Origin of the sequence: Microcystis aeruginosa NIES-4325, assembly GCF_008974145.1 — a bacterium.
GTDB lineage: Bacteria > Cyanobacteriota > Cyanobacteriia > Cyanobacteriales > Microcystaceae > Microcystis > Microcystis aeruginosa_G.
In genome coordinates, this window is record NZ_BJKP01000008.1 from 64,947 (window position 1) to 89,367 (window position 24,421).

Here is a 24,421-nt window from a genome sequence, read left to right on the forward strand (position 1 = left end):
ATCAAACTCCTGTTTTAAGCAACAGTACAGAAATTTATTGGTTTTGCTTCTGAAATCTTTCATTTGCGCATCTATACCCTACATAAGTAGCGAAGCAATCGAGGGATAGATGGATAGGTTAGGGTGCATGGGATTTTTCCTCCTTCAAAGCGCACTCTTGAACCTACGGTAACAGTTGTCTTTACAAACAGCAATCTTTTTTAACACTTTTCCGCAAAATCACTCGATCGGATGAACGCTCAGAGTGATCCTCATACTAAATCCGTTAAGTATAGGTAACATATCAGGATAGGCATTCATGCAAGAGGCAAGAGGCAAAAGGGGGAATAGATAATCAGTTTTTAATATAGCGTTTCCCATTCACAAAAGGTACATTCTCGACCTTAAACAGCTTAATCAGTAAAGCTTTAAGTGTGCCGCACAGGTACGAGAACCGCTATAACTGGATTTAGTATCAATCCTATGGAAGGGGAAAAAGGAGAGGTAGGGTTGATTCATGAATCAACCCTAGGGGAGAGGGGCAGCAGAAAAAAAATTGTGGTGCCACCCTATTATTCATCTCAATTTAGGTGTTCAATGTCGGTAATAATCGGTAAAATCACCGTGATCTTTGTGCCTTTTCCTTCCTCACTTTCCAGATAAATTTGTCCTTTGTGCGCTTCCACACAGCGTCCGACAATGGCTAATCCTAATCCCGTTCCTTGAATATTATCGACATTGCTACCGCGATAAAAAGGTTTAAATAAATGTTCTTGATCTTTGCTGGGAATACCAATGCCTCGATCGACAATTTTAAAGACTAGCTGCTCGGATTCGACAATAATCTTAAATTCTATGGGGTTTCCTTCGGGTGAATATTTGAGAGCATTTCCCAGTAAATTTGTCAAGATATGTTTAATTAAATTAACATCCCAAAGTCCTCTTTCTAAGCTGCCCTCAACTTGGAAAATAATTGCTGATTGGTTTTCTGGCTTAACAATAAAAGATTCCACCAATTTTTGACAATAATCAAGCAAATCCACCGGATCAAATTGACAGTATAATCTCCCAGAATCAGCCCTACCAATTAATAACACTTCCGTGAGCAATTGATCCATGTCTTTAATGGCTGATCGAATCATGCGAAAATAGCTAACTTGCTGATCTTTTGTCAACCGATCACGACTTTCTTCTAATAATCCAGCCGAGAGTAAGATTTTATTTAAAGGATTGCGAAAATCGTGGGATAACATGGAAACAAATTCGGTTTTTAACTGATTTAATTCCCGAGCTTTTTCCAGTTGATTAGTGCGTTCAATCACGCTCATTTTTAAAGCTTCGTTGGATTCTCGTAAAGCTTCCTCCATCTGTTTTCGCTCGATCGCATAACATAGCGATCGAGTTAAAATTTCTAAAGTTACTTCTCTTTTAATTAAATAATCCTGCGCTCCCTGACGTAGTGCTTGCAAAGCTAAATTATCATCATTAGTATTAGTTAAAACCACGATCGGTAATTTCGGAGCCGTAATTAAAAGGGGAGCTAAGGATTCCAAACCCTGACTATCTGGTAAAGTTAGATCTAATAAAATCACATCAAAATTTGTTTGTTGTAACAGAGAAATCGCCTCGGATAATCTTGACACATTAACCAGATGAAATTCTTTGTTTTCATTACCCTTAAGAATTTCCTTTAATAATCGAGCTTCGGCTAAATTATCCTCGATTAAAAGAACTTTTATATCCTGCGAGAGTCCCATTTTTTAATCAAGAGTTAAAGAGATTTGGGAGGTTAGGGATTGGGACGATTTTTCAGTGTTGCCAAAGGCACGGCGTAGCCGTCCAGTAAACAGTAATCAGTGAAAAGAAAGCTCCGAACTTGCCACTTGATAAGCCATTAAGCATTTAAATTACTTATTGAGATCAGGCAAGAGGCAACAGTAAAGGGATTAGGGGAGATTGAGCTAATCTAAGGATAGGCTATTAAGATGCGTCTTAGCTTACTATTAACTGAAAACTCAAACCTGATAACTGCTCAGTGCTCACTGATAACCGATAATGATTCACTCCCTGGGTAAAGTAGCGGTTTCTAACCAAAAAGCCTCGATATTTTTGACAATTTTGAACAAATCGTTGAGATTGCGCGACTTGGTTATATAACAATTAACGTGCAGTTCATAGCTATAAAAAATATCCTCCTCGTTGCGAGAAGTGGTTAAAACCACCACAGGAATTCTTTTTAAACTGGGATCGTTTTTTATTTCCGCTAATACCTCCCGTCCGTCTTTTCTTGGTAAATTCAGATCGAGAAGAATCAGATTAGGACGGGGAGAATCGAGATACTCCCCTTCTCGACGCAGATAATCCATGGCGTTGACACCATCCCTAACGATAACTAATTCATGCGGGACGGTGCTAGTTTTTAATGCCTCTTGGATGAGGCGAATATCAGCTTTGCTGTCCTCCACTAATAAGATAATTTTGTGTGGCACGTCCTCGCCAGCGCTCACGCTCGTTACCTCCTAGGGGAATTGTAAAATAGAAAACCGCTCCTTTACCTAATTGGGATTCTACCGAAATTCGTCCGCGATGACACTCGATAATTTTCTTACAAATCGCCAAACCCATACCTGTGCCGGGGTACTCGTCGCGGGTGTGTAGTCGTTGGAAAATCACGAAAATACGTTCGGAAAATCGGGGATCGATACCAATTCCATTATCGGTGACAGAGAACAGCCATTCCTCCTCTTGACGTTGAGCAGCAATATGAATAGTGGGGGTTGCTTTTCCCCGGAATTTAATGGCATTACCGATGAGATTTTGGAACAATTGCATTAACTGGGTTTTATCTGCCATGACAATTGGCAAAGGATCAACGGTGATTATAGCTTGACTTTCCTGAATTCTCCCTTTCAGGTTAGCGAGAGCTTTTTCCAGTGCCAGATTAGCATCGATGGTATTAAACTCTACCGCCTGCATATCCACTTTTGAGTAAGCCAGCACATCATCTATTAATGTTTGCATCAAGCTGACACCTTCGACGGCAAAAGTAATAAATTCTTTAGCATCTTCGTCCAGTTCTTCGGTGTAGCGCATTTCTAGCAACTGCACATAGTTGGCGACTTGATTGAGGGGTTCCTGTAAATCGTGGGAAGCGACGTAGGCGAATTTTTTTAATTCGGCGTTCGATAGTTCCAAATCCCGCGCTAAACGTGCCAATTCATCGGCTTGTTTTAAGATGATATTGACGATCGCTTTTCGTAATTCTAGTGCGGCGTTAATTTCTACTGCTTTCCATGGTAAAGATTTGAGGCGAACGGTTTCTTTCCACAGGGAGAAAGATTTACGCGGACAGAGACGAATATCACCATCTATGGCAGTCGTTTCGATCGCTTTACCCGGATCACCACCCCAGTTCACGGTTTGAATTACTTCCGGACGAAACCAGAGGAGATAATTACGTTTAGAAATAGGAATTGCTAGTAAACCACTGGCAATATCTTTAAACTTACCTGCATCGGTATAAATTCTCGGTAAGGAATTGGTATAGTAAACATCTTCATGGACGTTTTTTTCTAGCCAAGTAATCAGATAATTTAGTTGTTCTTCGCTCGGTGTTACTCCAATTAAGGTATAATTGCCGCCTAAACAAATAGCGGCTCCTGTGGCTTTAGTTAGATCAAGCAGATTCGGTTTATGGGCAATTAATCCATCAATAAAGTTATTAGCCTCAGCCATATAATCGATTAACTGCGATTGCACAAAGTTTAATTTTACTCGATAGTCATAATCCTCGCTTTCTTCCCGTGCTGATATTTCCGAGAAAATTACTCTTCCTAAGAACTCACAAGCTTTACGGAGTTCGTAGGGTACATATTTGGGGGTGCGGTGATGACAGGCAATAATGCCCCAGAGACGTTTATTTTCAATCAGAGAAATGGTTAGAGATGCTCCCACTCCCATGTTATGCAGGTATTCTAAATGACATGGAGAAGCACTTCTAAGACTGGACAGGGTTAAATTTAAGGGTTGTTGGGTTTCGGGATGAAGACTAGGCACTAGCTCGACGGGTTCAGAGGTAGCATCGGGAATCTGTCGAATCCAATTAGCACTTAATAAATTTCGTGCCGGTAGAGGGATATCGGAAGCGGGATAACGTAACCCGAGATAGGGTTCTAGTTGCTCTATTTTGTCTTCTGCTATCACATCACCGTTATCTTCTTCGTCGAATTTATATAACATAACTCGATCGAATCCTGTCATTTTTCGCACTTCTTTAACGATGATATTACAGAAATCTTTCAGGTTACGGGTGGCTTCAAGTTTATCGATCGAAGTTTTGGCTAGGTGATAGAAACTCAGGAAAGGAATGTTTTCATAGGAAATAGCTGGTTCTAACTCTAAAATCAGCATTTGTTCGGCGTTGCGGTGAAAAATAGCATCAAAGACGGCAAAATCATCCCCTTTAACCCGCGCCCAAATTTTGGAGGGATTGATAGCATCAAAATCGTTATTTTCTATGGCTGATTTCAGAGGATCGATCTGAAAGGGATCGAAGATTTCCTCTAGGGTTTTACCGATCATTTCACCCGGAGAAATACCCAATAAACTGCCGCTATTACTGCTGGTTTGGCTGACTTTTAGCTCCGGTTCGCTGAGAACTAAAAGCACCCCGTGCGGTTGAATTCGGTTATAGAGATGGATCGGTTCCCGTTCGATCGAAGTTGGGTTAATTGTCTCGGTTAGAACTTCCATGCGTATTGCCCCCAGAGGATTTTTGCCAAGTTGAAAACTCTTTGTTTATTAAAACTATTTCTTCTCACTTTCAGGAGGCGATCAAGAATAAATTTACTTATCTTAATACCAGTTCATCAAAAGTAATAAAACTTTAATTAATCAGTTATCTATCGATCGAGCAGTTCTGTTCAGTTCCCTTTATTATAATCAGTTTTTCTCTGAGAATCTAGGGTAATTTGTTAAGAATCAAGATTTAATGTTACAAGGGACAGATAATTCTTAATAAAAATATACAGTAGTTAAAGGGTTTCAAAACCAAAAATTTCAGGGAACGCACTCTAGAAAAGTAGAAGATATCGCACTGTGATTGTACAGTGGATAAGAAAGAACAAATTCAAGAGATAAATTAGTAAACTTGATCGTGTTTGCCAATATCAACTATAACAATTAAAGTTTCTCCTGAATCAGTATCTTGACGCAATAAAGTAAAAATAATACGACAATCGTAACTAACAGAACATGACCAATAACCTTCTAATCTACCTGTCAGCTTATGAGATTTTAAAGAAGGAGTGAACCGGTTATCTGCTAACAAATGTAGAACCTCTGATACCTTGCTTTGTAGTTGAGGATTTTTGCTGATTAAGCGTTGAAAAGCTCTTTTAAAGCTTTTGTCAGCAACTAATTTCATTCTTCTTCATCCTCTAACAAATAAGCCATTATCTCTTCAGCGCTGCCTTTTTTTGCTGTTCCCATTGCTAAAGATTTTAAGGTTTCTTCGCCATTTTTAGCCATCTCCTCCCGGCGTTTCTCAATGCGTCTTTTACAAATTAGCTCAAACAAATAATCTTGGTCTTCAATGGATAGACTCTCCACCGATTCGATAATATCTTGAAAAAATGCGATACTCATTAAAGTTTACTCCTGTTAGTTAACTTTTTTTCCTGATATGTCATCACAATAAAGCGATGAGTTAGATGCTGCACTCCCTCCCGACAACAAGCTTGAGCATTGAGGTGGGAAAGGTGTGTTACGCTACGCTAACGCAGCCTTGTATGTTGGGAATGGGGGATAGGAGTTATCCCAACCTCAAGAAGAACAAGAAAAAGAGTGACTCTGGACGCACCATAAAGCAAAAAGCTTGCTGAAATATGTTGCGATTATTTTGCCGGATACCATACTTCTATAGTTCCACGCTTATAGTCTCCTTGTAGCCCTGTATTGTCCTGTAGTTTTGCATTCTTAATAAGAGGTTGACTTACAACCTTTTGAAGGCATTTTGCTGCCGTAAGATCATCATCATAGAAATATTTAATCCATGCCTGACCTTGTGGTGGAGCGGCTCTTTCTGGCACTGGTTCTGGGCGATCCCCTGGAACATTAAATCCACGATCGCTTAACTCTTGTCGTAACTTCTGGGCATTTTCTTCTTGTTGGGATCCCGATGGATATTGTACGGTGACTGTAATCTGCCGATTTTCATTGCAGTCTGGAGGAGGCGCTGGAATTATCGGTATGAAGAATAATAAAAGGAGAATCGGACCGATGATTTTTAGCTTTGATTTAGCCTTTTGTGTAAATTCTGGAATTTTAAAAATACCAAAGTCTACGTTGGAAAAATATGGGGAAAGAAATAATATGAAAATAAAAGTTAGCATGAATACTTGAAATTCTAGTGGGATTCCAAGAATGTCAGAAATACGTTTGTACATAAAATTCTTACCTCAACGAGTATGTTGGAAATGGAGGATAGTAGTCAAGTATGGTGCGTTAGGCAATCCCTTGTTTTTAAGGAAAAAATCAAGAGCTAAATATTGCCGTAACGCACCACAAAGAAAAGTTTTTGGCTACTTTTATAAGCCGCTATGACGGAGGAGAGGCTCGGTACTGGGTTCGCGACCGCGGAAAGCTTTAAAAACATTCATAGGATGAGAACTTCCTCCCATAGCTAAAACAGTATCGCGAAAACGGCGACCGATCGCTTTCACTGCTTCTTCGTTATCTAATCCCACTTCCTCGAAAGCGGCAAAAGCATCGGCACTGAGAACTTCTGCCCATTTATAACTATAGTAACCCGCCGCATAACCGCCAGCGAAAATATGCCCAAAAGAACACAAGAAAGCATCTTCAGGTAGGGGAGGAATTATCGTCGTCGTCGCCGCTAAACGCTGTCTGACTTGTTTAGGAGTTTCGCCGCCATTGGGTTGATAACGATGGTGTAATTCCAAATCTACTAAAGACAAATGTAGCTGACGCAGCATAGCCGAACCACTCATATAATTCTTCGCTAGAAGCAGTTTTTGATAGTAATGTTCGGGGAGAGTTTCACCAGTTTCGTAGTGTTTGGCCATACTCATTAAAGTAGGGCGATCATAACACCAATTTTCCATAAATTGACTGGGCAATTCCACCGCATCCCACTCAACGTTATTAATACCCGCCGCGCCGGAATAATCCACAGTGGTTAACATATGCTGTAAACCGTGGCCAAATTCGTGAAATAGGGTAGTTACCTCCTCAAAGGTCATTAAACTGGGGTTTCCGTCCACTGGAGGCGTTTGATTGCAGATTAAATAAGCCACAGGTAAACGCACCTCGGTGCCGGTTTTGGCCCGACCGATACAGACATCCATCCAAGCGCCGCCGCGTTTTTCGGCGGGACGACTGTAGGCATCGAGGTAGAAATAGGCGATTTTTTCGCCTATTTCGTCGTTAATCTGGAAATAACGCACATCGGGATGCCAGATAGGTGCTTTACCGTCGGCAGCGATAATTTCTACCCCAAAAATCCGTTTAGCGAGGCTAAATATGCCTTCTAAAACCCGTGGTAGTGGGAAATAGGGGCGTAATTCCTCGGCACTAAAGTTAAACTTGGCCTGACGCTGTTTTTCTGACCAATAGGCTATATCCCAATGCTTGAGATCGTCGGTTCCCGCAAAAGTTTTTAAGGCCTCTAAATCCTGTTTTGCCGCTTCATAGCTTACTTGACGCAAATTGTCAAGCAATTTCTCGATTTCATCCACAGAATTGGCCATTTTCCGGGCAAGACTGACCTCAGCGTAGGTACTATAACCTAAAAGATGGGACTGTTCCTGACGAAGTTGCAAAATGCGATCGATTAAGGGATTATTATCCAATTCTCCCAGATCAGCCCGACTAACGTAGGCTTTATAGAGTTTTTCTCGCAATTCCCGATTATCGCTGTACTTCATAAAGGGGAAATAACTGGGAAAATCGAGGGTAATCACCCAGGGGCCGGTTTCGGTGCTGGCGTTAGTTTCCCGTTGGGCGCGGGCGGTTTGGGCTGCTAAACTGAGGAGACTAGGGGGTAAACCGGCGATATCTTCTGGGGTTGTTAGTTTCAGTTGAAAAGCTTTGGTGGCATCGAGGATGTTATTAGAAAATTTCGTGGTGATTTCGGCTAATTCCAGTTGAATCGCGTTAAATCTGTCTTTTTTCTCCCCTGCTAATCCCACCCCGGCTAATTGGGCATCCCGCAGGGAAGCTTCGACAATGCGCTGTTGTGCCTCGTCTAATTGCGTCCAGCTTTTCCCTTGGCGCAGGGACAAAAATGCTTCATAAATGGGTTTACTTTGGCTTAAACGGCTAATAAACTCGACTACCTGCGGTTGTACGGTTTCGTAAGCTTGACGCAATTCTGGGCTATTTTTTACCCCCATCAGATGACCGATAATCCCCCAACTCCAGCTTAAACGTTCTTCAATCCGGGTGAGGGGTTCGACCAATTTTTCCCAGGTGGGGGCAATCTGCGCTTCTAGTTCGGTTAATTCTCGGGCTAGTTCCTGCAAAAGTTGCGTCATGCCAGGGACAATCAGGCCGGGTTGGATTTGGTCAAAAGCCGGTAATCCTTGACCGGCAAGCAGCGGGTTACTGGTATTCGTCATAATTTTTGGTCTGCAAGGGTGAGTAATCTGTATCTTTTACTACCCTAACCCAAATCCCCGACCATCTATCCGGGCGATCGAGTGCCAGAGCTTTTTCAGTGGGGTGTGGGGTGTGGGGAAATTGAACTAAAACCCCAAAACCCTAAAACCCTAAAACCCTAAAACCCTAAAACCCCAACACCTAAAACCTCTCTCCTATCTCATAAATACTGTCTCCCGACTCGGAGAATACTGACTTCTAACCCGATGTTGGCCAAGGATAAGTAAAATTTATTGATTGAGTGCAAAAACTTGAGAATATTAAAATTAACATTCCGCCATATTTACAAATTCTTAAGAATTAATTGAGAAAGATTTTTATTTAACAACGATGTTATCATGGTTACAGCGATTTTACTGAATTTCATAGTGGGTTATTCTGTGCTTTTTTGGGCAGCAATAGTTGAAACCCTTGCCACACCTAGAAGGTGATCCTAATTAAGACGGTTAAATCAGTCAATTTCACCCACAACGATGATCTTTTTTTTGTGTAGTTTTATTGCAAAAAAAAAGTTTTTTTGACAAAAAGCACAAAGTATGATAAGCCCTAACGTATTTCTGGCTACGAGAATTATTGTAGAGGGGGAGAAGGGAGAGGGGAGAATAAATAGGGTTTGCGGCAAAAAGTTTGTTGGTGGGGTCAGGCAGGGGGCAGGAGGCAGTCCCGATGAAAAAATTTTCACCCCCACAGATGAAAGAGGTTTCCTTCCCTACACCCCACACCCCACACCCTACACCCCACACCCCACACCCTGTCCCTAGGAAATTCTTCAGCAAACCCTAGTTAAGGCCTGCTCGATTCTCTGACTATCGAGGGAGCGGCCGATAAAGACCAAGCGGGTTTGCCGCATTTCTGTGGATTGCCAGGGTCGGTCGAAGAAAGAATCAAAGCGATCGCCGACTCCCTGTAACACCATACGCATGGGTTTATTGGCCACGTTAACAAATCCCTTGACCCGATAGATTTCTTCTAAGGCCACCAATTCTTTGATACGTTGGGTCAAAATTCGAGCATCTACGGGAGAATCGAGGCAAAACTGCACAGAATTGATCTCATCATCGTGATCGTGTTCTTCCTCGTGATCATGATGACTAGGACGACTAGCTAAATTATCCTCGACGGCGGCATTAAATCCCAGTAGCACATCGGGGCTAATTTGTCCATCGGCACAAGTAACTATTTTTACCGTTGATCGCAGTTGTGTTTTCAGCCAATTAATAATTTTTTCTAATTCAATTTCGCTGATGAGATCGGTTTTAGTTAAGAGTACCAGGTCAGCGCAGGCTAACTGATCCTCAAATAACTCCTCAATGGGCGTTTCGTGTTCTAAATTGGGGTCTGCTTGCCTTTGTGCCGTTAAAGCGTCTAAATCCGCCACCAGACGCCCCCTAGCGACGGCAAAACCATCCACCACAGTTATTACTCCGTCCACCGTCGCACCGTTGCGGATTTCTGGCCAGCGAAAAGCTTGAACCAGAGGTTTAGGTAAAGCCAATCCCGAAGTTTCGATCAGCATACAATCCAACTGTTGCCGTCGCTCCAGCAATTTCTGCATGGTGGGGAGAAATTCTTCCTGTACTGTGCAGCACAGACAGCCGTTGGTCAATTCCATAATATTATCGTTGGGGTTGTCGTCGCAGGTCTGACAACTTTTCAACAAATCACCATCAATTCCCACTTCTCCGAATTCATTGACCATAACGGCCACCCGTCGGCCTTGATTATTTTGCAGTAGATGACGGATGAGGGTAGTTTTTCCCGCACCCAGAAAACCCGTGATCACAGTAACTGGAATTTTGTGCATAGATAGAGCGATCAATCATGTTCTTAGATCAATGTATCAGACTCTCGGTCTAGGGTTGAGGGTTTCAGCGCTAATTCTTTAGGATTGCTCTACCAATTGCCGGACTGTCACAAACTAGCTGAAATTTTCCTAGTTAGTCGTTATTCTGTTAGAAGTTTCAGCCGGCTAAATAATCGCTGAAAAACTTTTGTGGGAGTGGATCATGTTACAACGTCTTTTTTTAGCCTTTACCCTCGCTTTTCCTCTTTATTTAAGCATTGCTATTCAACAAACTTCTCCTCTAGCTGATAGAATAAATCGCCATTCTTCTCCCGGAATCAATAAAATTGAGCGGACGGTAAAAAATATCCAAAAGCAATTAAAACAAGAGCATTCGGTTCAATTAGATTAATAAATTTTGGCAAAAAGAGGAGAGGTAAAACTCCTCTTTTTTACTTTTTATACTAAATCCAGGTATTAAAAACTGATTATTTATCCCCCCCTTTGCCTTTTGCCTCTCCTCTATAAGTAGCCTATATTAAACGGATTTAGTATTACTTTTTACTTGACAAATTGCTGGCTATTTGCTGCGAGGGACAGTATTCGGGAACTAAATCTTGTAGGGACTTAACTAAGCCCTGACGGTCATTAACTTGAATATAATTAAGCAGTTGCTCTAATTTGATTTGCAATTTGTCCCAAGCAAGAAAGTGTTCATTAGCGCAAAAAATCTTTGGATGAGCGGTGGGACGAGCTTTATCGGTATCGATTAATAATTCTTCGTAGAGTTTTTCCCCCGGTCTTAATCCCGTGATTTCAATGTCGATATCTTGCCCTAATTCCAAGCCACTTAAACGAATCATCTGTAGGGCCAAATCGTAAATTTTTACCGGTTCACCCATATCTAACAGGAATACCTCACCCCCCTCAGCCATGGCTCCTGCTTGCATAACCAAACGCACCGCCTCCGGAATAGACATAAAATAGCGAATAATATCGCGATGGGTGAGGGTAATATTTTTACGTTGGGCGATTTGTTCGCGGAAACGCGGCACCACGGAACCGCTACTATCGAGAACATTGCCAAAGCGGACGATAGCGCAACAGGTGGAACTGTCGGGTAAAGCGGCCAAAGCTTGTATAACTAACTCAGCACAGCGTTTGCTGGCCCCCATAATGTTAGTCGGTCTGACGGCCTTATCAGTGGAAATAAGAACTAAATTACTAACTGAATTCTCGATCGCAGTCTGAGCGACATTTAAACTACCCCAAACATTAGTGTAAACCCCCTGACTAGCATTGGCTTCCACAAGGGGAACGTGCTTATAGGCGGCCGTGTGATAAATTGTCTCAATTTGGTGTTGTTGGATGACTCGGGACAGATGATTGCGGTCGAGAACATTGCCTAGATAGGCATACTTGCGTAAATCGGTATAATTTTCGCTTAAATCGAGATCGATTTTGTAGAGGGAAAACTCGTTTAATTCGTAGATTACCAAGCATTTTGGCTGGAGGAAGGCGATTTGTCGGCATAATTCCGAACCGATGGAACCGCCACCCCCAGTGACTAAGACCGCTTTACCAGTGACATTTTTTCCCAAAAGTTCAGGATGGGGTAGAATTTCTTCGCGTCCTAATAATTCCGAGACATCAATACTGCGAATCTGATTGATGGCCGCTGCTCCCGATAAAATTTTTGAGAGGGGAGGGATGGTTTTAATGACGATGGGTAAAATTTCTAGACTTTCGATGATTTGCCGCTTTCTGACCTTGTCTAGGTTCGGAATAGCGAGAACAACCCAGTCAAAAGCCCGTTTTTGGTGCAGTAGTGCCAATTGAGAGGAGGGATAAACCCTAATACCTTGGATAACTCGCTGCTGCAAATCGGGATTATCATCAACAAAGGCCAATAAACGATAGTGGGGGTCATTTTGTAGGGAACGTGCCAATTGACAACCCACAATCCCCGCACCATAGATAACAATTGTCGGTTCCCTATCGACACTACTGACGTAAATATTGAGACGGTGAAAGACAGAACGAATCAACAATCTCACCCCGATAACCAATACTAGGGTTAACAATGCGTCGATAATTAGGACTGAACGCGGCAAAAAGGCATCCCTTTGAAAGTAGGCCAGACTGATTAAAACCCCTGAACTATAGAGAACCGCTTGCAGTACGGAGGAAAGAAACTCTAATCCTGTATAACGTACTACGGGACTGTAAATACCTTTGAGATAGAAAACTAGAAGTTTAATCGCAATTAAGCTGAGTATTTCCCCGAAAAAAGGTCTAATTTGCTGATATTCGAGGCTCAGATTAAACCTGAGAGAGAAGGCCAGATAGATGCTTAGACTAAAAATAAGGCAGTCGCTGACCATTAAAAGAGATCGCTTCGATGACCTAGATAGGGAATTAGCTAATTTAAGGATTTTGTTCGCTAGTTTTCTATACATTGTCCAATTGATTAATTAATTTTAAGTCTATTAGTCTCTCTTGGGTTTGGTGGGTAAAATGTATTCTAAGATACATTCCTGCTGGCGGTCGCAACGCGCTCGCTACGCGAGACCAAGTGGAACGAACCACAAAAACACAAAGGACACAAACATTGATCGCTCTTATATAATTTAAACTGATCACACAAACAATAAGAGAGCCTAAATTATTGGATTATAACCTCAAATAGCTTATATTTCAGGGAATGCTCAAAATATACCAGTTATTAAGTAATCGGACAAAATGAACCCCTTAATTAGGATAAGCAAGAGGCAGCTTTTTCTGCCCATCTCCCCACCTCCCCAATTCATAATTGATAATTTATAATTGATAATTCCCACTCGCTTTTTTTACCTTTTGACTTGTCATGACTATCATTGTCGATTATCGCTTTCCTCCCGCTATTAATGCCGAAAAACAGGCAAAAACGATCGCTATCGGTCAAACCGCCGGCACTTGGAGCGAGCGCCATAGTCATCGTCAAGAGCAGCTGCAACAACACCTAGCGGAAGTGGTGGGGATCAGGGAGGAAGCCGACGGTTATAAGGTGGCTAGGGTGCGTTTTCCCCAGATAAACGTTGAAAATGACATCGCCAGTCTTTTAACCATGATTTTCGGCAAATATTCCATGGCTGGAGCCGGAAAAGTGGTGGGGGTGTATCTCCCCGAAAGCTACGGCACGAAGGCCAAGGTGGGAATCACTGGAATTAGGCAACGTTTGGGGGTTTATGATCGACCTCTAGTCATGGCAATTTTTAAACCCGCTTTAGGACTATCGGCCCAAGATCACGCCGATATCCTGCGAGAAGTGGCTTTTGCTGGCTTAGACGTGATTAAAGATGATGAAATCATGGCGGATCTTCCCGTGGCTCCCACCCACGAGCGCCTAGATTGTTGTCGCCGGGTTTTGGAGGAAGTGCGGCAGCAAACCGGCAGAAATGTTCTCTATGCGGTCAATGTCACTGGAAAAGCGGACGAATTGCAGAGAAAAGCCCGTTTATTGGTGAAACATGGGGCTAATGCCCTGTTATTAAACGTTCTTACCTACGGTTTTTCCGTTTTAGAAGCTTTAGCCAGTGATCCGGCGATCGATGTTCCTATTTTCGCCCATCCTGCCTTTGCTGGAGCGATGTGTGCTGGTAGCGATACGGGATTAGCCTATTCTGTGGTTTTGGGAACGATGATGGCCCACGCGGGAGCCGATGCGGTGCTATATCCCGCCGCCTACGGTAGTTTACCCTTCGATCCGCAGGAGGAGGGCAAAATTCGCGATATTTTGCGCGATAGAAACGTTTTTCCAGTTCCCTCGGCCGGCATTCGTCCAGGTATTGTTCCCCAGGTCCTTGGGGATTACGGACGTAATGTTATCCTCAATGCGGGAACCGGAATTATGGACCACCCATCGGGGCCTGCCAGTGGTGTGAGGGCTTTTTTTGAAGCTTTAGCCAGAATAGAAGCGGGTGAGTCTTTTGATCCAGCCAATTTGCCCGAAGGAGCCTTAAAACAGGCAATTGTAGAGTGGGGTTAAGAGCAACTTTTTCAAATTCACTATAGAGACATTTTGTCAAGCATTTTTAGAAAAATTAACAAATAACTTGTCGTTTTAGATAGGGTTGCAGCACTTCCGGCACTTTTACTGTCCCGTCCGGCTGTTGATAATTTTCTAGAACAGCGGCCATAGTACGACCGATCGCTAATCCCGAACCGTTGAGGGTGTGGACAAAATTAGTGCCTTTTTGCCCTTTTTCTTTAAAGCGAATATTTGCCCGTCGTGCCTGAAAGTCTCTAAAATTAGAACAACTGGAAATTTCCCGATAGGTATTAGCCGAAGGTAGCCACACTTCTAAGTCATAACATTTAGCGGCCGCAAAACCCAAGTCACCGCTACACAATTCAATCACCCGATAGGGCAACTGTAAAGCTTGCAGGATTGCCTCTGCATTAGCGACTAAACTTTCATGTTCTTGAGCAGAAGCGTCAGGATGGACGATTTTGACCATTTCCACCTTATTAAATTGATGCAAACGGATCAAGCCCCTCGTATCTTTGCCATAGCTGCCCGCTTCTCGACGAAAACAAGGGGTATAGGCACAGTGTTTGATCGGTAATTGCTCCGATGAGAGGATTTCATCGCGATAAAGGTTAGTTACGGGTACTTCTGCCGTTGGTGCTAACCAAAGCTCATCATCTCGACATTTAAAGCTTTCTTCCGCAAATTTTGGCAGTTGTCCCGTCCCGCGCAGGGAGTCACTATTAATTAAAATTGGCGGCAAAACTTCTGTATAACCAGCGACAATATGGCGATCAAGCATAAAATTAATTAAAGCTCTTTCTAGGGCTGCCCCGAGGGCGATAAGATTAACAAAACGACTCTGGGCGATCTTTACTGCCCGTTCAAAGTCTAAAATGCCCAATTTTTCCCCAATTTCCCAGTGAGGCAAAATATTCGGGTTGGTGGGTTTATATTCCTCTCCCCAGCGTTTGACTTCCACATTTTCCCGTTCATCCTTACCGATGGGAGTGGTTTCACTAGGTAAATTGGGTAAATCTAAGATTTTTTGGTCAATGGCCGCTTTAATCTCTTTTTCCTGCGGTTCTAATTGAGCTAGTTTACTTTTAATCTCGTTTCCTTCTGTTTTCAGTGCCAAGATTTCGGGACTGTTAACATCGCTGCCACTTTTCACTTTTTGTCCCACCAGTTTACCGATTTCGTTCCCCCGGGCCTGTAAACTGCTGCGTTCTAACTCTAAGGCCTTCTGTTGTTGATTTAACTGGAAAATAGGGGCAATATCATAACTACCTCCCCGACTATCTAAGCGTTTCTGTACTTCCTCTGGATTTTCTCTAATTTGCTTTAGGTCTAACATGGTACGAGTCAGTAAAAAGTAAAAATTAAGTGGGGGAGTCGGGGAATCGGCAGCCTGAGGGGAAATGTTCTCAACCCCTAACCAATGGTCAATAATAACTCAAAACTTAACTAAAATATCGGTTGGAAGCCGCCGGTAAAATTAGCGGTATATTTAATTGTGGTGTCTGGAGTAAGTCTCATGCTAAAGTATCTGCCAGTTAAATTCCTGCGTTTTTTAGCGATTAGCTGTCTTGTAACGTTAATTTCTCTAGGATTTGACCGTTTACACCCCGTTAAAGCTAATCCCACCCTCATAGCTCAAAATGCTTGGGCCGGGGCTTCCTTTCCCGTGGAAAACTTTCAAACCTACACCTCCGGTTTCGGTTATCGTTTCTCTCCCATGGATGGCAGTCAACAATTTCATGCCGGGTTAGATATAGCTGCACCCTTGGGCAGTTATATCCGCAATTGGTGGACCGGCAGAATCGTCGAATTATCCGATCATACAGGCTGTGGAACCATGATTAAGATGCAATCTGGTCAATGGACACATATTTATTGTCATCTCATGGGTTCGGTTCAATCCGATAGCCGCGGTACTTTTTTGATTGATAGGTCAGGGGGAATCGTCCTTACTCTCGGTCAGGATATACCGGCAGGGGCGCGTATGGCTAGAGTGGGAATGACAGGACGCACCACCGGACCACACCTGCACTGGGGACTGATGTACGGCAATCAATACGTTGACCCCGCTTTGGTTTTAAATGCTATGTACGGTTCTAATCCTTCGGGTAATAGTTAAGAGGAAGGGGTAATTAGAGAATCTGCGATCGCATTCTGTTGAGAAAAAACATTGCTGCCCAGATTTAGTGAATAACGAGGGACACTGCTAGAATTAAGCTGATCGATTCAGGTATATCTAGATAAAATGCGAATATTAACCCTTGTACCGGGAGGAATTAGCAATCAACTGCTGTTTTTTCCCACTCTAGAAACCCTCCGGCAAACTTACCCCCAAAGCACAATCGATGTTTTGGTCGAACCTAGGGCAAAGGCTGCCTATCGTCTCTGTCCCCAGGTTAGGGAAGTGCTTTTATTTGACTATCGAGATCAGTTCGGATTAGCGGATTATTTAAATATTTTGGGAGTAATTCGAGACCGGGAGTACGAAATCGCCATTAGTCTCACCAATCGTCCGGCTATCAACCTTTTACTCTGGTTAAATGGTGTTCTTAACCGTATAGGCTATGAAAATAATGGCAGCTGGTTCTTATCGGAACAAGTACCCCAGCCAACGGAAGGCTATCTAGCGGATCATTATCACGCACTGGTCAAAGGGTTAAAGATTGCCGCACCCTGTCCACCTTTAAAAATAACATTGAATCGGGATGATATCGATTGGGCCCAAATGGAGCAGCAACGCCTCAAGATCAAGGATAGCGGCTATATTCTCCTCTACGCCGGCGGTAGCGATCTCAGTATCAGCCAAGGACTGGAAACGGTTTATCCCCTAGAGAGTTGGCTAGAAATTATCCAAGGCATTCGCCATCAACAACCGGATTTGCCAATTGTCGCGATTCAGGGAGAACTGGATGAAGCTTGGGTTTTAGCCCTCAAAGCTATGGATAATAACTTAAAAGTGTCCAGAACGGCCGATATCGGTAAAATGTCCGCCATGATCGCCGGTGCCAATTTATTATTAGCTACCGAAAGTGTCCCTTTACAGTTAGCCGTGGCCGTGGGAACCTATACCCTCTCCCTGCTGGTTCCTTCGTTGTCTAAGAGAGTTTTACCGAGCGGGGGAGAGCGTCATCGATATATTGAAGCTAATACGGGAAAAGTCGCCGATATTACTCCCGAAACTGTCCTGAAAAAGATTTGGGGCAGGTAAAGAATCGGGTTTCGATCGCTTTTCTCGTGGCTCGAAACCCGAAAAAAAATCAGCATCAAGGCTCAATTTTGCGATTGAGATAACTGACTTTTCAAGGATTCTAGGGAAGCCCAACGACCATCGATAGCAGTATTTTCTGGAAGGAGAAAATCGGGGGGTTGACAATTGGCTCCGCAGAGTTGACGGGGGGGTAGAGTCAGACATAACTGCTCGTATAACCACATTTGCGGGTCAAAATCCCCGTTAGGATCGAGGGTTTCCGAGAGGTCTTCGTAGGCTATTTCTCGCTCTAGAGGATAGGAGCTATCGTAGTCTTTATTTTTGTCTAGCCAGATTAATTCGGAAGTGTTTAATTGCAGACGATGATTATATTGTTGTAAACAGCGATCGCAGGTTAAGGTGACGATGGTTTCTGCTTTCACCGATACTTCCAAAAAATTCCCCCCATGTCTAACCAGCAAGGTCCCCCGCACCGGTGTCAAGGTTTCTAGACCGGGGATAAAATTATCGATGATGATTACTCTTTGTCGATCAGGAGATTTGAGGAGGTGGGGGATAAAAATAGTTTCCATAGATAACTCCTGTATCATTTATCGGTTATCGGGTGTCAACTGCGTTAGCGAGTAACGCCACCATAATTGCTCGGTGACAATCTTTCCTTTATTAGCTTATCGCAGCCCCGACCTCTACAGACATAGACCAGTCCTAGACTGTGGGAAGTGGGGTGTATTTTCAGTGAACAGTGAACAGTAAACAGTAATCAGTGAACTGAAAACTCACATCTGATAACTGATAACTGATAACTGATAACTGTATTTGACAGGCTGTCTGTTGATCGATCGAGAAAGTTTCCTCAGAATTGGGAGTATATGCACAAAGATACTCCTATGTCAACGGTTTTGAAAAATTTTCTTCCTCGTCTCGGTGGATTGGTTATGGTTGCACTGCTCTGCTCGCTTGTGCTGGGGGGATTGCCTCGGCCGGGAAAAGCGGATCAATCAGTACATTTATCCTACTGGTTGCAATCGGGAATTGAACAACTAGAGGCGGGTAATTATCAGCAAGCCTTGCAGGATTTCAATCAGTCGCTCGAACAGGAAAATAACTTAACCCTAGCCTACAGTAATCGCTGTTTAACTGAGATTTATTTACAGGATTATCTGCACGCTTGGCAAGACTGCACCCGCTCTTTACAACAGCAATCCGATAATTATCTAGCCTATTTCCATCGGGGTTTAGCTTTTTATCGTTTGGGAGATTATTCACAGGCACTGACCGATTATAACCAGACTATCCGGTTAAAACCCACCTATTATCAAGCCTACTATAATCGGGGTTTAGTTCAGGCGGCCATGAAAAATTATCCCCTTGCCCTAGCCGATTTTAATCAATCCTTGCGTCAAATTACCAACCAGCAACCCGACACTTTAGCCACTATTTATAATGATCGAGGTTTATCTCATTTAGCCCTCCACAATTTTACCTCAGCCAAAGCGGATTTTACTCAAGCTCTGCGGTTAAATAAAAATAACGCCTCAGCCTACTATAATCTAGCTTGTACCGCTCACCAATTAGGTGAATACGAACGCTCGATCACCCATTTAAATCGAGCGATTGCCATCGATCCTTTTTATGCCGATGCCTATATTAGAAGGGGATTACTGCGGCATCAATTGGGTTATTATCAATCAGCTTTAGCGGATTTAAATCAAGGAGCAAATCACCTCTATCATCAGGGATTGCACCACAATTATCAGCAAATCCTCGCCCTAATCGAGCAGATTCACCAACAGTTACTTTCCCTACCATCTCCCATTGTTTAAAATAGTGATCAATATTACAAAGGAAAGCGCTTCATGGCGGTGACGGCGAGACGGGCATTATCTTTAAGGACTGGGGAAACCTGGGGAATTTGGGGAATTTGCCAGAGAACATCGACGGTGCGCCGTAATAATCGCACTATATCTCCCTCATCAAGGCTAGTATTTTCGCACAATTCCGGCCAGGATGTCCCCTGGGCCCAACGGGAGGCAATCCCCATCAGTTGGGTTTCTAACCAGACGGGAATAGTGATATCGTAGCGAGATTGAGCTTGATAGAGTAAACGGCGAACTTCTCGCAGACCGGGGGAATTTCCCTCTCCTTGCCGCAAAATATCGATAACTTCTGGCACAGGCGGGTAATTGCACCAAGTATCGGGGCGAGGGGGTTCCGTAATCATGGCGCTGATGGCGGCGGCTAGTTGGCTAGGATTCAATCTGTCCAAATCTCCGGACATCATCGCTAATCCTAACCAGAGTTCATTTTCCCCGCGAATAGTGGCCGCCGCTTCTCCGAGGGGAGTGGGCAAATAACCCTCTAATGCTTGGAATTCCCGCAAAATCTCGATTAGATTCAGAAATTCTTCCCAGTAGTAGGATTTACGCGATTGTTGTTTTTGGTATTTAATCTGGGTTTTGTGTAACTTATCGCGAGCAATCTCTCGATCGTAGTATAATTTCATCAATCGCCCCGGATTTTTGCGTTTTTGCAGGGGATGAGCGGCAATTTGACTATTGACAATTTCAATTTTTTGTGATTGTGTTGCCAGTTCCGCCACTGGTGGGATGCCCTGCACTTGTTGGGGGATTAAATCAGCGATCGCCTGAGTATTTTCCTCACCCTTGCGCCAACCCCCTAGGGAAATTGCTTCTAGGGAAGGGGGTATCAGTTCGCCTAATTCCGCAGGAGTGAGAAAACCTCGATCTATCTCGCTAATATCGGCATAGGCGGCTAAATACCAGCGATTATCACTACCTAAACAAACAAGGGTTCGCACTTGACCGGCTCCGTGCAGGGTATTGACGAAGATGGCGGGGACGGGGACGGGAACCTTAATATGTTTGCCCTTGAGATGGAGGATAGTTCCGACGGGAATATTCGGCAATTTTAGATGTATTTCTTGTCTTTTATGGGCCTCTGACTGACTAGCGAGGATTTTATACAGTCTTTCTTCTTCCCGCAGTCTTTCCCGTAGCTTTTCGTAACTGAAGACCTGCTCTCGTTCGATACCGGCTAATTCCATATCCAACTTAGCTAATTCGGTGGTTAGGTCGGTAATCTGTTGTCGTTCGGGGCTTAACTTCAAACGAGCGAGATATTCGGCGAAACTGCGCTCTAAGAGGTCTTTGGCCTCCTCTAGACTGTGTTTTTGCAGGAGATTTAAGACCATGCCGTAACTGGGCGCAAAACAGCTTTGCAGGGGTTCCGGTTGGGCGGTGGCCAGGAAAGCCGCTTCTTTTGCCCCTTCAAAGGGCGTTTGTACTGTCACCACATGGCCGACCGCGTCCATTCCCCGGCGACCAGCCCGGCCAGCAATCTGGACAAATTCCGAGGGAGTCAGCATACTATGGCCATCATCGGTGCGTTTGGAGAGGGCCGAGATGACAGTGGTGCGGGCGGGCATATTAATCCCGGCCGAGAGGGTAGCGGTGGCAAAAACCACCTTAATTAAACCGGCTTCAAAGAGTTGTTCGACTAATTCTTTCCAGAGGGGTAAAATCCCGGCATGGTGAACACCACAGCCCCGGGTGAGGGGTTCCACTTGGTCGGCGCGCACCAATTGGGAAGCACTGGCCAGGAATTCAAATAGTTGGTTTTTCGTCTCGGAATCGGCGGTTAAGAGGCTGAGAAGTTGATCGTCGGACTGGGGGTTATTAGCGAAAAAAGCCAGTAATTTTTGGTGTAAAGGCGGATTTTCGACGGCAAAGAAGGAAAGGGTCAGTTCTTGCAGATTGGGATTATCTTCCAGGAAGAAAATGAGTAAACGGTAGTAAATGGCTCTAGATTCTTCTGGATTAACGAGATTGAGGTTTTTTAGCTCTCTAATCGCCTGATCGCAACCTTTACGGCTGAAAATGACGTAAATGGCTGGGAGCATATCCTTGTCCCGCAGCGTGGTGACAATCGAGGCGATGGTGGGACAATCTTCTCGTTTTAAGCGTCGGGGTTTGCCGTGGCCGACTTTTGAGCGTAGTTTCGGGTTAACTTTGCTCTGTTTTGGGTCGAGCAGCGGGAATAATCCCTCTTTATTGGCGAAATAAAAGCGCAGGGGGACGGGGCGAAAATCGGAGTTAATTAGCTCGCAGCTGGAGGTCTGTTTATTGTCGCTGGGTTGGGGCTGTTGCCGCACCCAGTTAATCCAGTCGGTGAGTTCTCCCGGGTTGCCGATGGTGGCGGAGAGGGCAACTAATTGGATACTAGGGGGACAGTAGATAATTGATTCTTCCCAAACGGTGCCGCGACCTCGATCGCTGATATAGTGACATTCATCGAGAACCAGGGTTTCCACGTTTTCTAGGGAAGTGCCTACCTGACCGATCGGGGTTTGGTACAGCATATTGCGGAAAATTTCTGTAGTCATGACTACAATTAACGCTGAAGGATTGATCACCACATCGCCGGTAATCAATCCCACTTCCGCAAACAGCAGCGGGGAATCCTCATCACCATCGGTGGGGGTGCGACCGAATTTTTCTTGAAAATCCCGGAATTTTTGGTTAGAAAGAGCTTTCAGGGGAGTGGTGTAGAAAACCCGTTTGCCCCTTTCTAGGGCGCGATAGATGGCGTATTCTCCGATTAAGGTTTTGCCGGAACCCGTGGGGGCGCAGACTACCACTGATTTACCGGCTGCGAGAGCGGCGATCGCCGAGTGCTGGAAGTCGTCGAGTTTAAAGGGAAAAATGGTTTTGAGATCCGAAGAAGTAGGGTTGAGGGACTCTTTCACGTCAAGTCTAAGAGGAGAAATTTTTTTAATTGTGGCTATTCTGACTGGCTTTTTTTATTCTAGTCGAAAAAAGCAGACTTCTAGAAACTAGGGATAAGCTTAACCTTTAGGGGTGATGCCCAATCCCATCATACTTCACCTGTATAAGAAATGCTGTATCACTAATAATTGTATCTCTATTTTGTCCTTAGCTTGATTAATTATACCTACTGATCATGATTAAATTTCGTCCTCAAGACTGTCTGGTTTTAGTGGTTGATGATGTCAGTAAAAATCTAGAATTGGCTATGAAGATTCTTGATTCTGCTGGTTATGAAACTGCTTGCGCTAGTAGTTTTCAACAGGCAATAGAACGAGTAAAAACTGCTAATCCTGACCTAATTATTCTGGACTTAATCATGCCAAAAAAGCGGGGGCTAGAACTTTGCCGAAGACTAAAAAGCGATAATTTATACACTCATATACCGATTATTTTTGTAACAGATAGTAAAGAAAAAGAAGATATTATCAATGCTTTTAATTCTGGGGCTGTGGACTATGTAAATAAACCTTTTCATGGTTCAGAACTGTTAGCCAGAGTTAAAATTCATTTAGAACTAAAAAAGACTCAAGAAGAACTTAAAAAGATCAATTCTCAACTAGAAAAGCTAGTCAGAACTGATAGCCTAACTGGGGTAAATAATCGTCGAGAGATTCTCTACTTAGGTGAGAAAGAATTTCAACGATGTCGTCGTTATCATCGTTATTTTTCGGTTTTAGTCATCGATATAGACCATTTTAAACATATTAACGATACCTTTGGGCATATCCTAGGAGATAAAACTTTAATTACCGTCGCTGGGGCAATTAAAAACTGTCTGCGTCAAGTGGATAGTTTTGGGCGCTTTGGGGGCGAGGAATTTGTCGCTATTCTCCCAGAAACTAATCTTGAGGATGCTGAAACCTTAGCCTGGCGCATTTGTCAAGTAATTAATCAGCTAAATATTGAAATTGATCGACAAAAAGTGCGAGTTACTGCTAGTATTGGTGTGGCAACATTTAGCCCTCAAGATAATAATCTAGAAGCGGTTATCGAGCGGGCAGATCGTGCCATGTTCGCCGCTAAAAATCAAGGTAGGAATCGAGTTAGTTTAGGTAAAACAGTATGAAAAATTTATTATTGATTCTTGGTTTTTTGCTCTTAGGTGTAGCCCCAAGTTTGAGTGCCGATCTCGATACGATTATACGCCGGGGAAAATTAATTGTCGCTGTCAAAAATAATCTCCCTCCCCTCGCTTTCCTTGATTCTCAGGGTAATCTGCAAGGATTGGAAATCGACATCGCTAAACGTCTAGCGGCAGAAATTCTCGGTTCTGACAGTGCTATTATTCTTAAACCCGTTAGTAATCAAGAACGTTTACAGGTGGTGATTGATGATCGGGTGGATTTGGCGATCGCTCGTGTGGCGATTACTCCTGCACGTCAGCGCTTAGTGGATTTTAGCCCCTTTTATTACCTCGATAGCAGCGGTTTTGTGACGAAAAACCCGCAATTGCAGCGTTTAGAAGACTTAGCTAACTCTAGAATCGCCGTACTCAACGGCTCGACGACAATCGCCTTTGTGCGTTCCAATTTGCCTAACGCTATCCTGCGCGGGGTTGCTTCCTATCAAGAAGCTTTAAATTTACTGGAAACGGGGGAAATAGACGCTTTTGCGGCTGATAATAGCCTTTTAACTGGTTGGGTGCAGCAATTCCCCAATTATCGTCAATTACCGATCGAGTTAGGGGCGAGTGCTCTAGGAGTCGTTCTCCCTAAAGGTTTACAGTACCAAAGTCTCCGAGAACGCGTCAATCAAGCGATCGAGCGGCTAGAATCCACCGGCTGGTTAGCAGAACGGGTGAACTATTGGGGTTTACCCCTGAGAATTCGGGAAATGGGAAGATAGGGTGATGGGGTGTGGGGTGTGGGGTGTGGGGTGTGGGGAGGGGGGAGAAG

The 24,421-nt window shown here is 43.7% G+C and carries 19 protein-coding genes; 7 read left to right on the plus strand and 12 right to left on the minus strand.

The window, feature by feature from the left end; genetic code table 11:
• Window positions 1-560 precede the first annotated feature (560 nt).
• The 8 genes from MiAbW_RS06355 to cobW form a co-directional block, all read right to left on the minus strand.
• Window positions 561-1,736 carry a hybrid sensor histidine kinase/response regulator gene (locus tag MiAbW_RS06355; protein ID WP_151695404.1) on the minus strand — a complete coding sequence of 392 codons (1,176 nt, stop codon included), beginning with the start codon at window positions 1,734-1,736 and terminating at the stop codon, window positions 561-563.
• A gap of 303 nt (window positions 1,737-2,039) precedes the next feature.
• On the minus strand, window positions 2,040-2,486 hold the full coding sequence (locus MiAbW_RS06360) for a response regulator (protein ID WP_151695405.1): 447 nt from the start codon (window positions 2,484-2,486) through the stop codon (window positions 2,040-2,042).
• Window positions 2,425-4,731 carry a sensor histidine kinase gene (locus MiAbW_RS06365; RefSeq protein ID WP_151695406.1) on the minus strand — a complete coding sequence of 769 codons (2,307 nt, stop codon included), beginning with the start codon at window positions 4,729-4,731 and terminating at the stop codon, window positions 2,425-2,427. The genes MiAbW_RS06360 and MiAbW_RS06365 overlap by 62 nt, the downstream gene beginning before the upstream one ends.
• Before the next feature lie 388 nt (window positions 4,732-5,119).
• Window positions 5,120-5,404, minus strand: coding sequence for a type II toxin-antitoxin system RelE/ParE family toxin (locus MiAbW_RS06370; RefSeq protein ID WP_151695407.1), 285 nt, complete (start codon window positions 5,402-5,404; stop codon window positions 5,120-5,122).
• Window positions 5,401-5,625: a hypothetical protein gene (locus tag MiAbW_RS06375; protein ID WP_151695408.1), complete on the minus strand. Its 225-nt coding sequence runs from the start codon at window positions 5,623-5,625 to the stop codon at window positions 5,401-5,403. Before MiAbW_RS06375 ends, MiAbW_RS06370 begins: the two co-directional genes overlap by 4 nt.
• A 248-nt stretch (window positions 5,626-5,873) precedes the next feature.
• A complete protein-coding gene (locus tag MiAbW_RS06380; protein WP_151695409.1) occupies window positions 5,874-6,425 on the minus strand; it encodes a hypothetical protein in 552 nt (183 codons plus the stop codon).
• Between the two features lie 141 nt (window positions 6,426-6,566).
• Complete coding sequence (locus MiAbW_RS06385) at window positions 6,567-8,618, minus strand: M3 family metallopeptidase (protein WP_151695410.1); 2,052 nt, start codon at window positions 8,616-8,618, stop codon at window positions 6,567-6,569.
• Window positions 8,619-9,427: 809 nt separating this feature from the next.
• A complete protein-coding gene (cobW, locus tag MiAbW_RS06395) occupies window positions 9,428-10,462 on the minus strand; it encodes a cobalamin biosynthesis protein CobW (protein ID WP_151695412.1) in 1,035 nt (344 codons plus the stop codon).
• A gap of 202 nt (window positions 10,463-10,664) precedes the next feature.
• Between cobW and MiAbW_RS06400 the strand changes: the two genes are divergently transcribed.
• Window positions 10,665-10,853, plus strand: a complete 189-nt coding sequence (locus MiAbW_RS06400; protein ID WP_151695413.1) for a hypothetical protein — start codon at window positions 10,665-10,667, stop codon at window positions 10,851-10,853.
• Between the two features lie 142 nt (window positions 10,854-10,995).
• Here MiAbW_RS06400 and MiAbW_RS06405 read toward each other — a convergent pair whose 3' ends face one another.
• Window positions 10,996-12,900 carry a polysaccharide biosynthesis protein gene (locus MiAbW_RS06405; RefSeq protein ID WP_151695414.1) on the minus strand — a complete coding sequence of 635 codons (1,905 nt, stop codon included), beginning with the start codon at window positions 12,898-12,900 and terminating at the stop codon, window positions 10,996-10,998.
• Between the two features lie 407 nt (window positions 12,901-13,307).
• Here MiAbW_RS06405 and MiAbW_RS06415 point away from each other — a divergent pair, with 407 nt between their 5' ends.
• A complete protein-coding gene (locus MiAbW_RS06415) occupies window positions 13,308-14,468 on the plus strand; it encodes a 2,3-diketo-5-methylthiopentyl-1-phosphate enolase (protein WP_151695416.1) in 1,161 nt (386 codons plus the stop codon).
• A 55-nt stretch (window positions 14,469-14,523) separates the two neighbouring features.
• Here MiAbW_RS06415 and serS read toward each other — a convergent pair whose 3' ends face one another.
• On the minus strand, window positions 14,524-15,807 hold the full coding sequence (serS, locus tag MiAbW_RS06420) for a serine--tRNA ligase (protein WP_151695417.1): 1,284 nt from the start codon (window positions 15,805-15,807) through the stop codon (window positions 14,524-14,526).
• Window positions 15,808-15,987: 180 nt separating this feature from the next.
• On the opposite strand from serS, the gene MiAbW_RS06425 reads away from it, so the two are divergent.
• Both MiAbW_RS06425 and MiAbW_RS06430 read left to right on the plus strand, forming a co-directional pair.
• Window positions 15,988-16,590, plus strand: a complete 603-nt coding sequence (locus MiAbW_RS06425; protein WP_151695418.1) for a M23 family metallopeptidase — start codon at window positions 15,988-15,990, stop codon at window positions 16,588-16,590.
• A gap of 126 nt (window positions 16,591-16,716) precedes the next feature.
• Window positions 16,717-17,679, plus strand: coding sequence for a glycosyltransferase family 9 protein (locus tag MiAbW_RS06430; protein WP_151695419.1), 963 nt, complete (start codon window positions 16,717-16,719; stop codon window positions 17,677-17,679).
• 62 nt (window positions 17,680-17,741) lie between these two features.
• On the opposite strand, the gene MiAbW_RS06435 is transcribed toward MiAbW_RS06430, so the two are convergent.
• Window positions 17,742-18,251, minus strand: coding sequence for a YceD family protein (locus MiAbW_RS06435; protein ID WP_046660713.1), 510 nt, complete (start codon window positions 18,249-18,251; stop codon window positions 17,742-17,744).
• A 297-nt stretch (window positions 18,252-18,548) separates the two neighbouring features.
• On the opposite strand from MiAbW_RS06435, the gene MiAbW_RS06440 reads away from it, so the two are divergent.
• A complete protein-coding gene (locus tag MiAbW_RS06440; RefSeq protein WP_151695420.1) occupies window positions 18,549-19,502 on the plus strand; it encodes a tetratricopeptide repeat protein in 954 nt (317 codons plus the stop codon).
• 14 nt (window positions 19,503-19,516) lie between these two features.
• On the opposite strand, the gene MiAbW_RS06445 is transcribed toward MiAbW_RS06440, so the two are convergent.
• Window positions 19,517-22,444 carry a DEAD/DEAH box helicase gene (locus MiAbW_RS06445; RefSeq protein WP_151695421.1) on the minus strand — a complete coding sequence of 976 codons (2,928 nt, stop codon included), beginning with the start codon at window positions 22,442-22,444 and terminating at the stop codon, window positions 19,517-19,519.
• Window positions 22,445-22,659: 215 nt separating this feature from the next.
• On the opposite strand from MiAbW_RS06445, the gene MiAbW_RS06450 reads away from it, so the two are divergent.
• Window positions 22,660-23,592 carry a GGDEF domain-containing response regulator gene (locus MiAbW_RS06450; RefSeq protein ID WP_151695422.1) on the plus strand — a complete coding sequence of 311 codons (933 nt, stop codon included), beginning with the start codon at window positions 22,660-22,662 and terminating at the stop codon, window positions 23,590-23,592.
• Complete coding sequence (locus MiAbW_RS06455) at window positions 23,589-24,371, plus strand: transporter substrate-binding domain-containing protein (protein ID WP_151695423.1); 783 nt, start codon at window positions 23,589-23,591, stop codon at window positions 24,369-24,371. The genes MiAbW_RS06450 and MiAbW_RS06455 overlap by 4 nt, the downstream gene beginning before the upstream one ends.
• The last annotated feature ends 50 nt before the right edge of the window (window positions 24,372-24,421 follow it).

Bases quoted from the DNA above. Each gene is read 5' to 3' on its own strand.
- MiAbW_RS06355 (WP_151695404.1), bottom strand. From the start codon at position 1,736: ATGGGACTCTCGCAGGATATAAAAGTTCTTTTAATCGAGGATAATTTA.
- MiAbW_RS06365 (WP_151695406.1), bottom strand. From the start codon at position 4,731: ATGGAAGTTCTAACCGAGACAATTAACCCAACTTCGATCGAACGGGAA.
- MiAbW_RS06370 (WP_151695407.1), bottom strand. From the start codon at position 5,404: ATGAAATTAGTTGCTGACAAAAGCTTTAAAAGAGCTTTTCAACGCTTA.
- MiAbW_RS06375 (WP_151695408.1), bottom strand. From the start codon at position 5,625: ATGAGTATCGCATTTTTTCAAGATATTATCGAATCGGTGGAGAGTCTA.
- MiAbW_RS06380 (WP_151695409.1), bottom strand. From the start codon at position 6,425: ATGTACAAACGTATTTCTGACATTCTTGGAATCCCACTAGAATTTCAA.
- MiAbW_RS06385 (WP_151695410.1), bottom strand. From the start codon at position 8,618: ATGACGAATACCAGTAACCCGCTGCTTGCCGGTCAAGGATTACCGGCT.
- cobW (WP_151695412.1), bottom strand. From the start codon at position 10,462: ATGCACAAAATTCCAGTTACTGTGATCACGGGTTTTCTGGGTGCGGGA.
- MiAbW_RS06400 (WP_151695413.1), top strand. From the start codon at position 10,665: ATGTTACAACGTCTTTTTTTAGCCTTTACCCTCGCTTTTCCTCTTTAT.
- MiAbW_RS06405 (WP_151695414.1), bottom strand. From the start codon at position 12,900: ATGTATAGAAAACTAGCGAACAAAATCCTTAAATTAGCTAATTCCCTA.
- MiAbW_RS06415 (WP_151695416.1), top strand. From the start codon at position 13,308: ATGACTATCATTGTCGATTATCGCTTTCCTCCCGCTATTAATGCCGAA.
- serS (WP_151695417.1), bottom strand. From the start codon at position 15,807: ATGTTAGACCTAAAGCAAATTAGAGAAAATCCAGAGGAAGTACAGAAA.
- MiAbW_RS06425 (WP_151695418.1), top strand. From the start codon at position 15,988: ATGCTAAAGTATCTGCCAGTTAAATTCCTGCGTTTTTTAGCGATTAGC.
- MiAbW_RS06430 (WP_151695419.1), top strand. From the start codon at position 16,717: ATGCGAATATTAACCCTTGTACCGGGAGGAATTAGCAATCAACTGCTG.
- MiAbW_RS06435 (WP_046660713.1), bottom strand. From the start codon at position 18,251: ATGGAAACTATTTTTATCCCCCACCTCCTCAAATCTCCTGATCGACAA.
- MiAbW_RS06440 (WP_151695420.1), top strand. From the start codon at position 18,549: ATGCACAAAGATACTCCTATGTCAACGGTTTTGAAAAATTTTCTTCCT.
- MiAbW_RS06450 (WP_151695422.1), top strand. From the start codon at position 22,660: ATGATTAAATTTCGTCCTCAAGACTGTCTGGTTTTAGTGGTTGATGAT.
- MiAbW_RS06455 (WP_151695423.1), top strand. From the start codon at position 23,589: ATGAAAAATTTATTATTGATTCTTGGTTTTTTGCTCTTAGGTGTAGCC.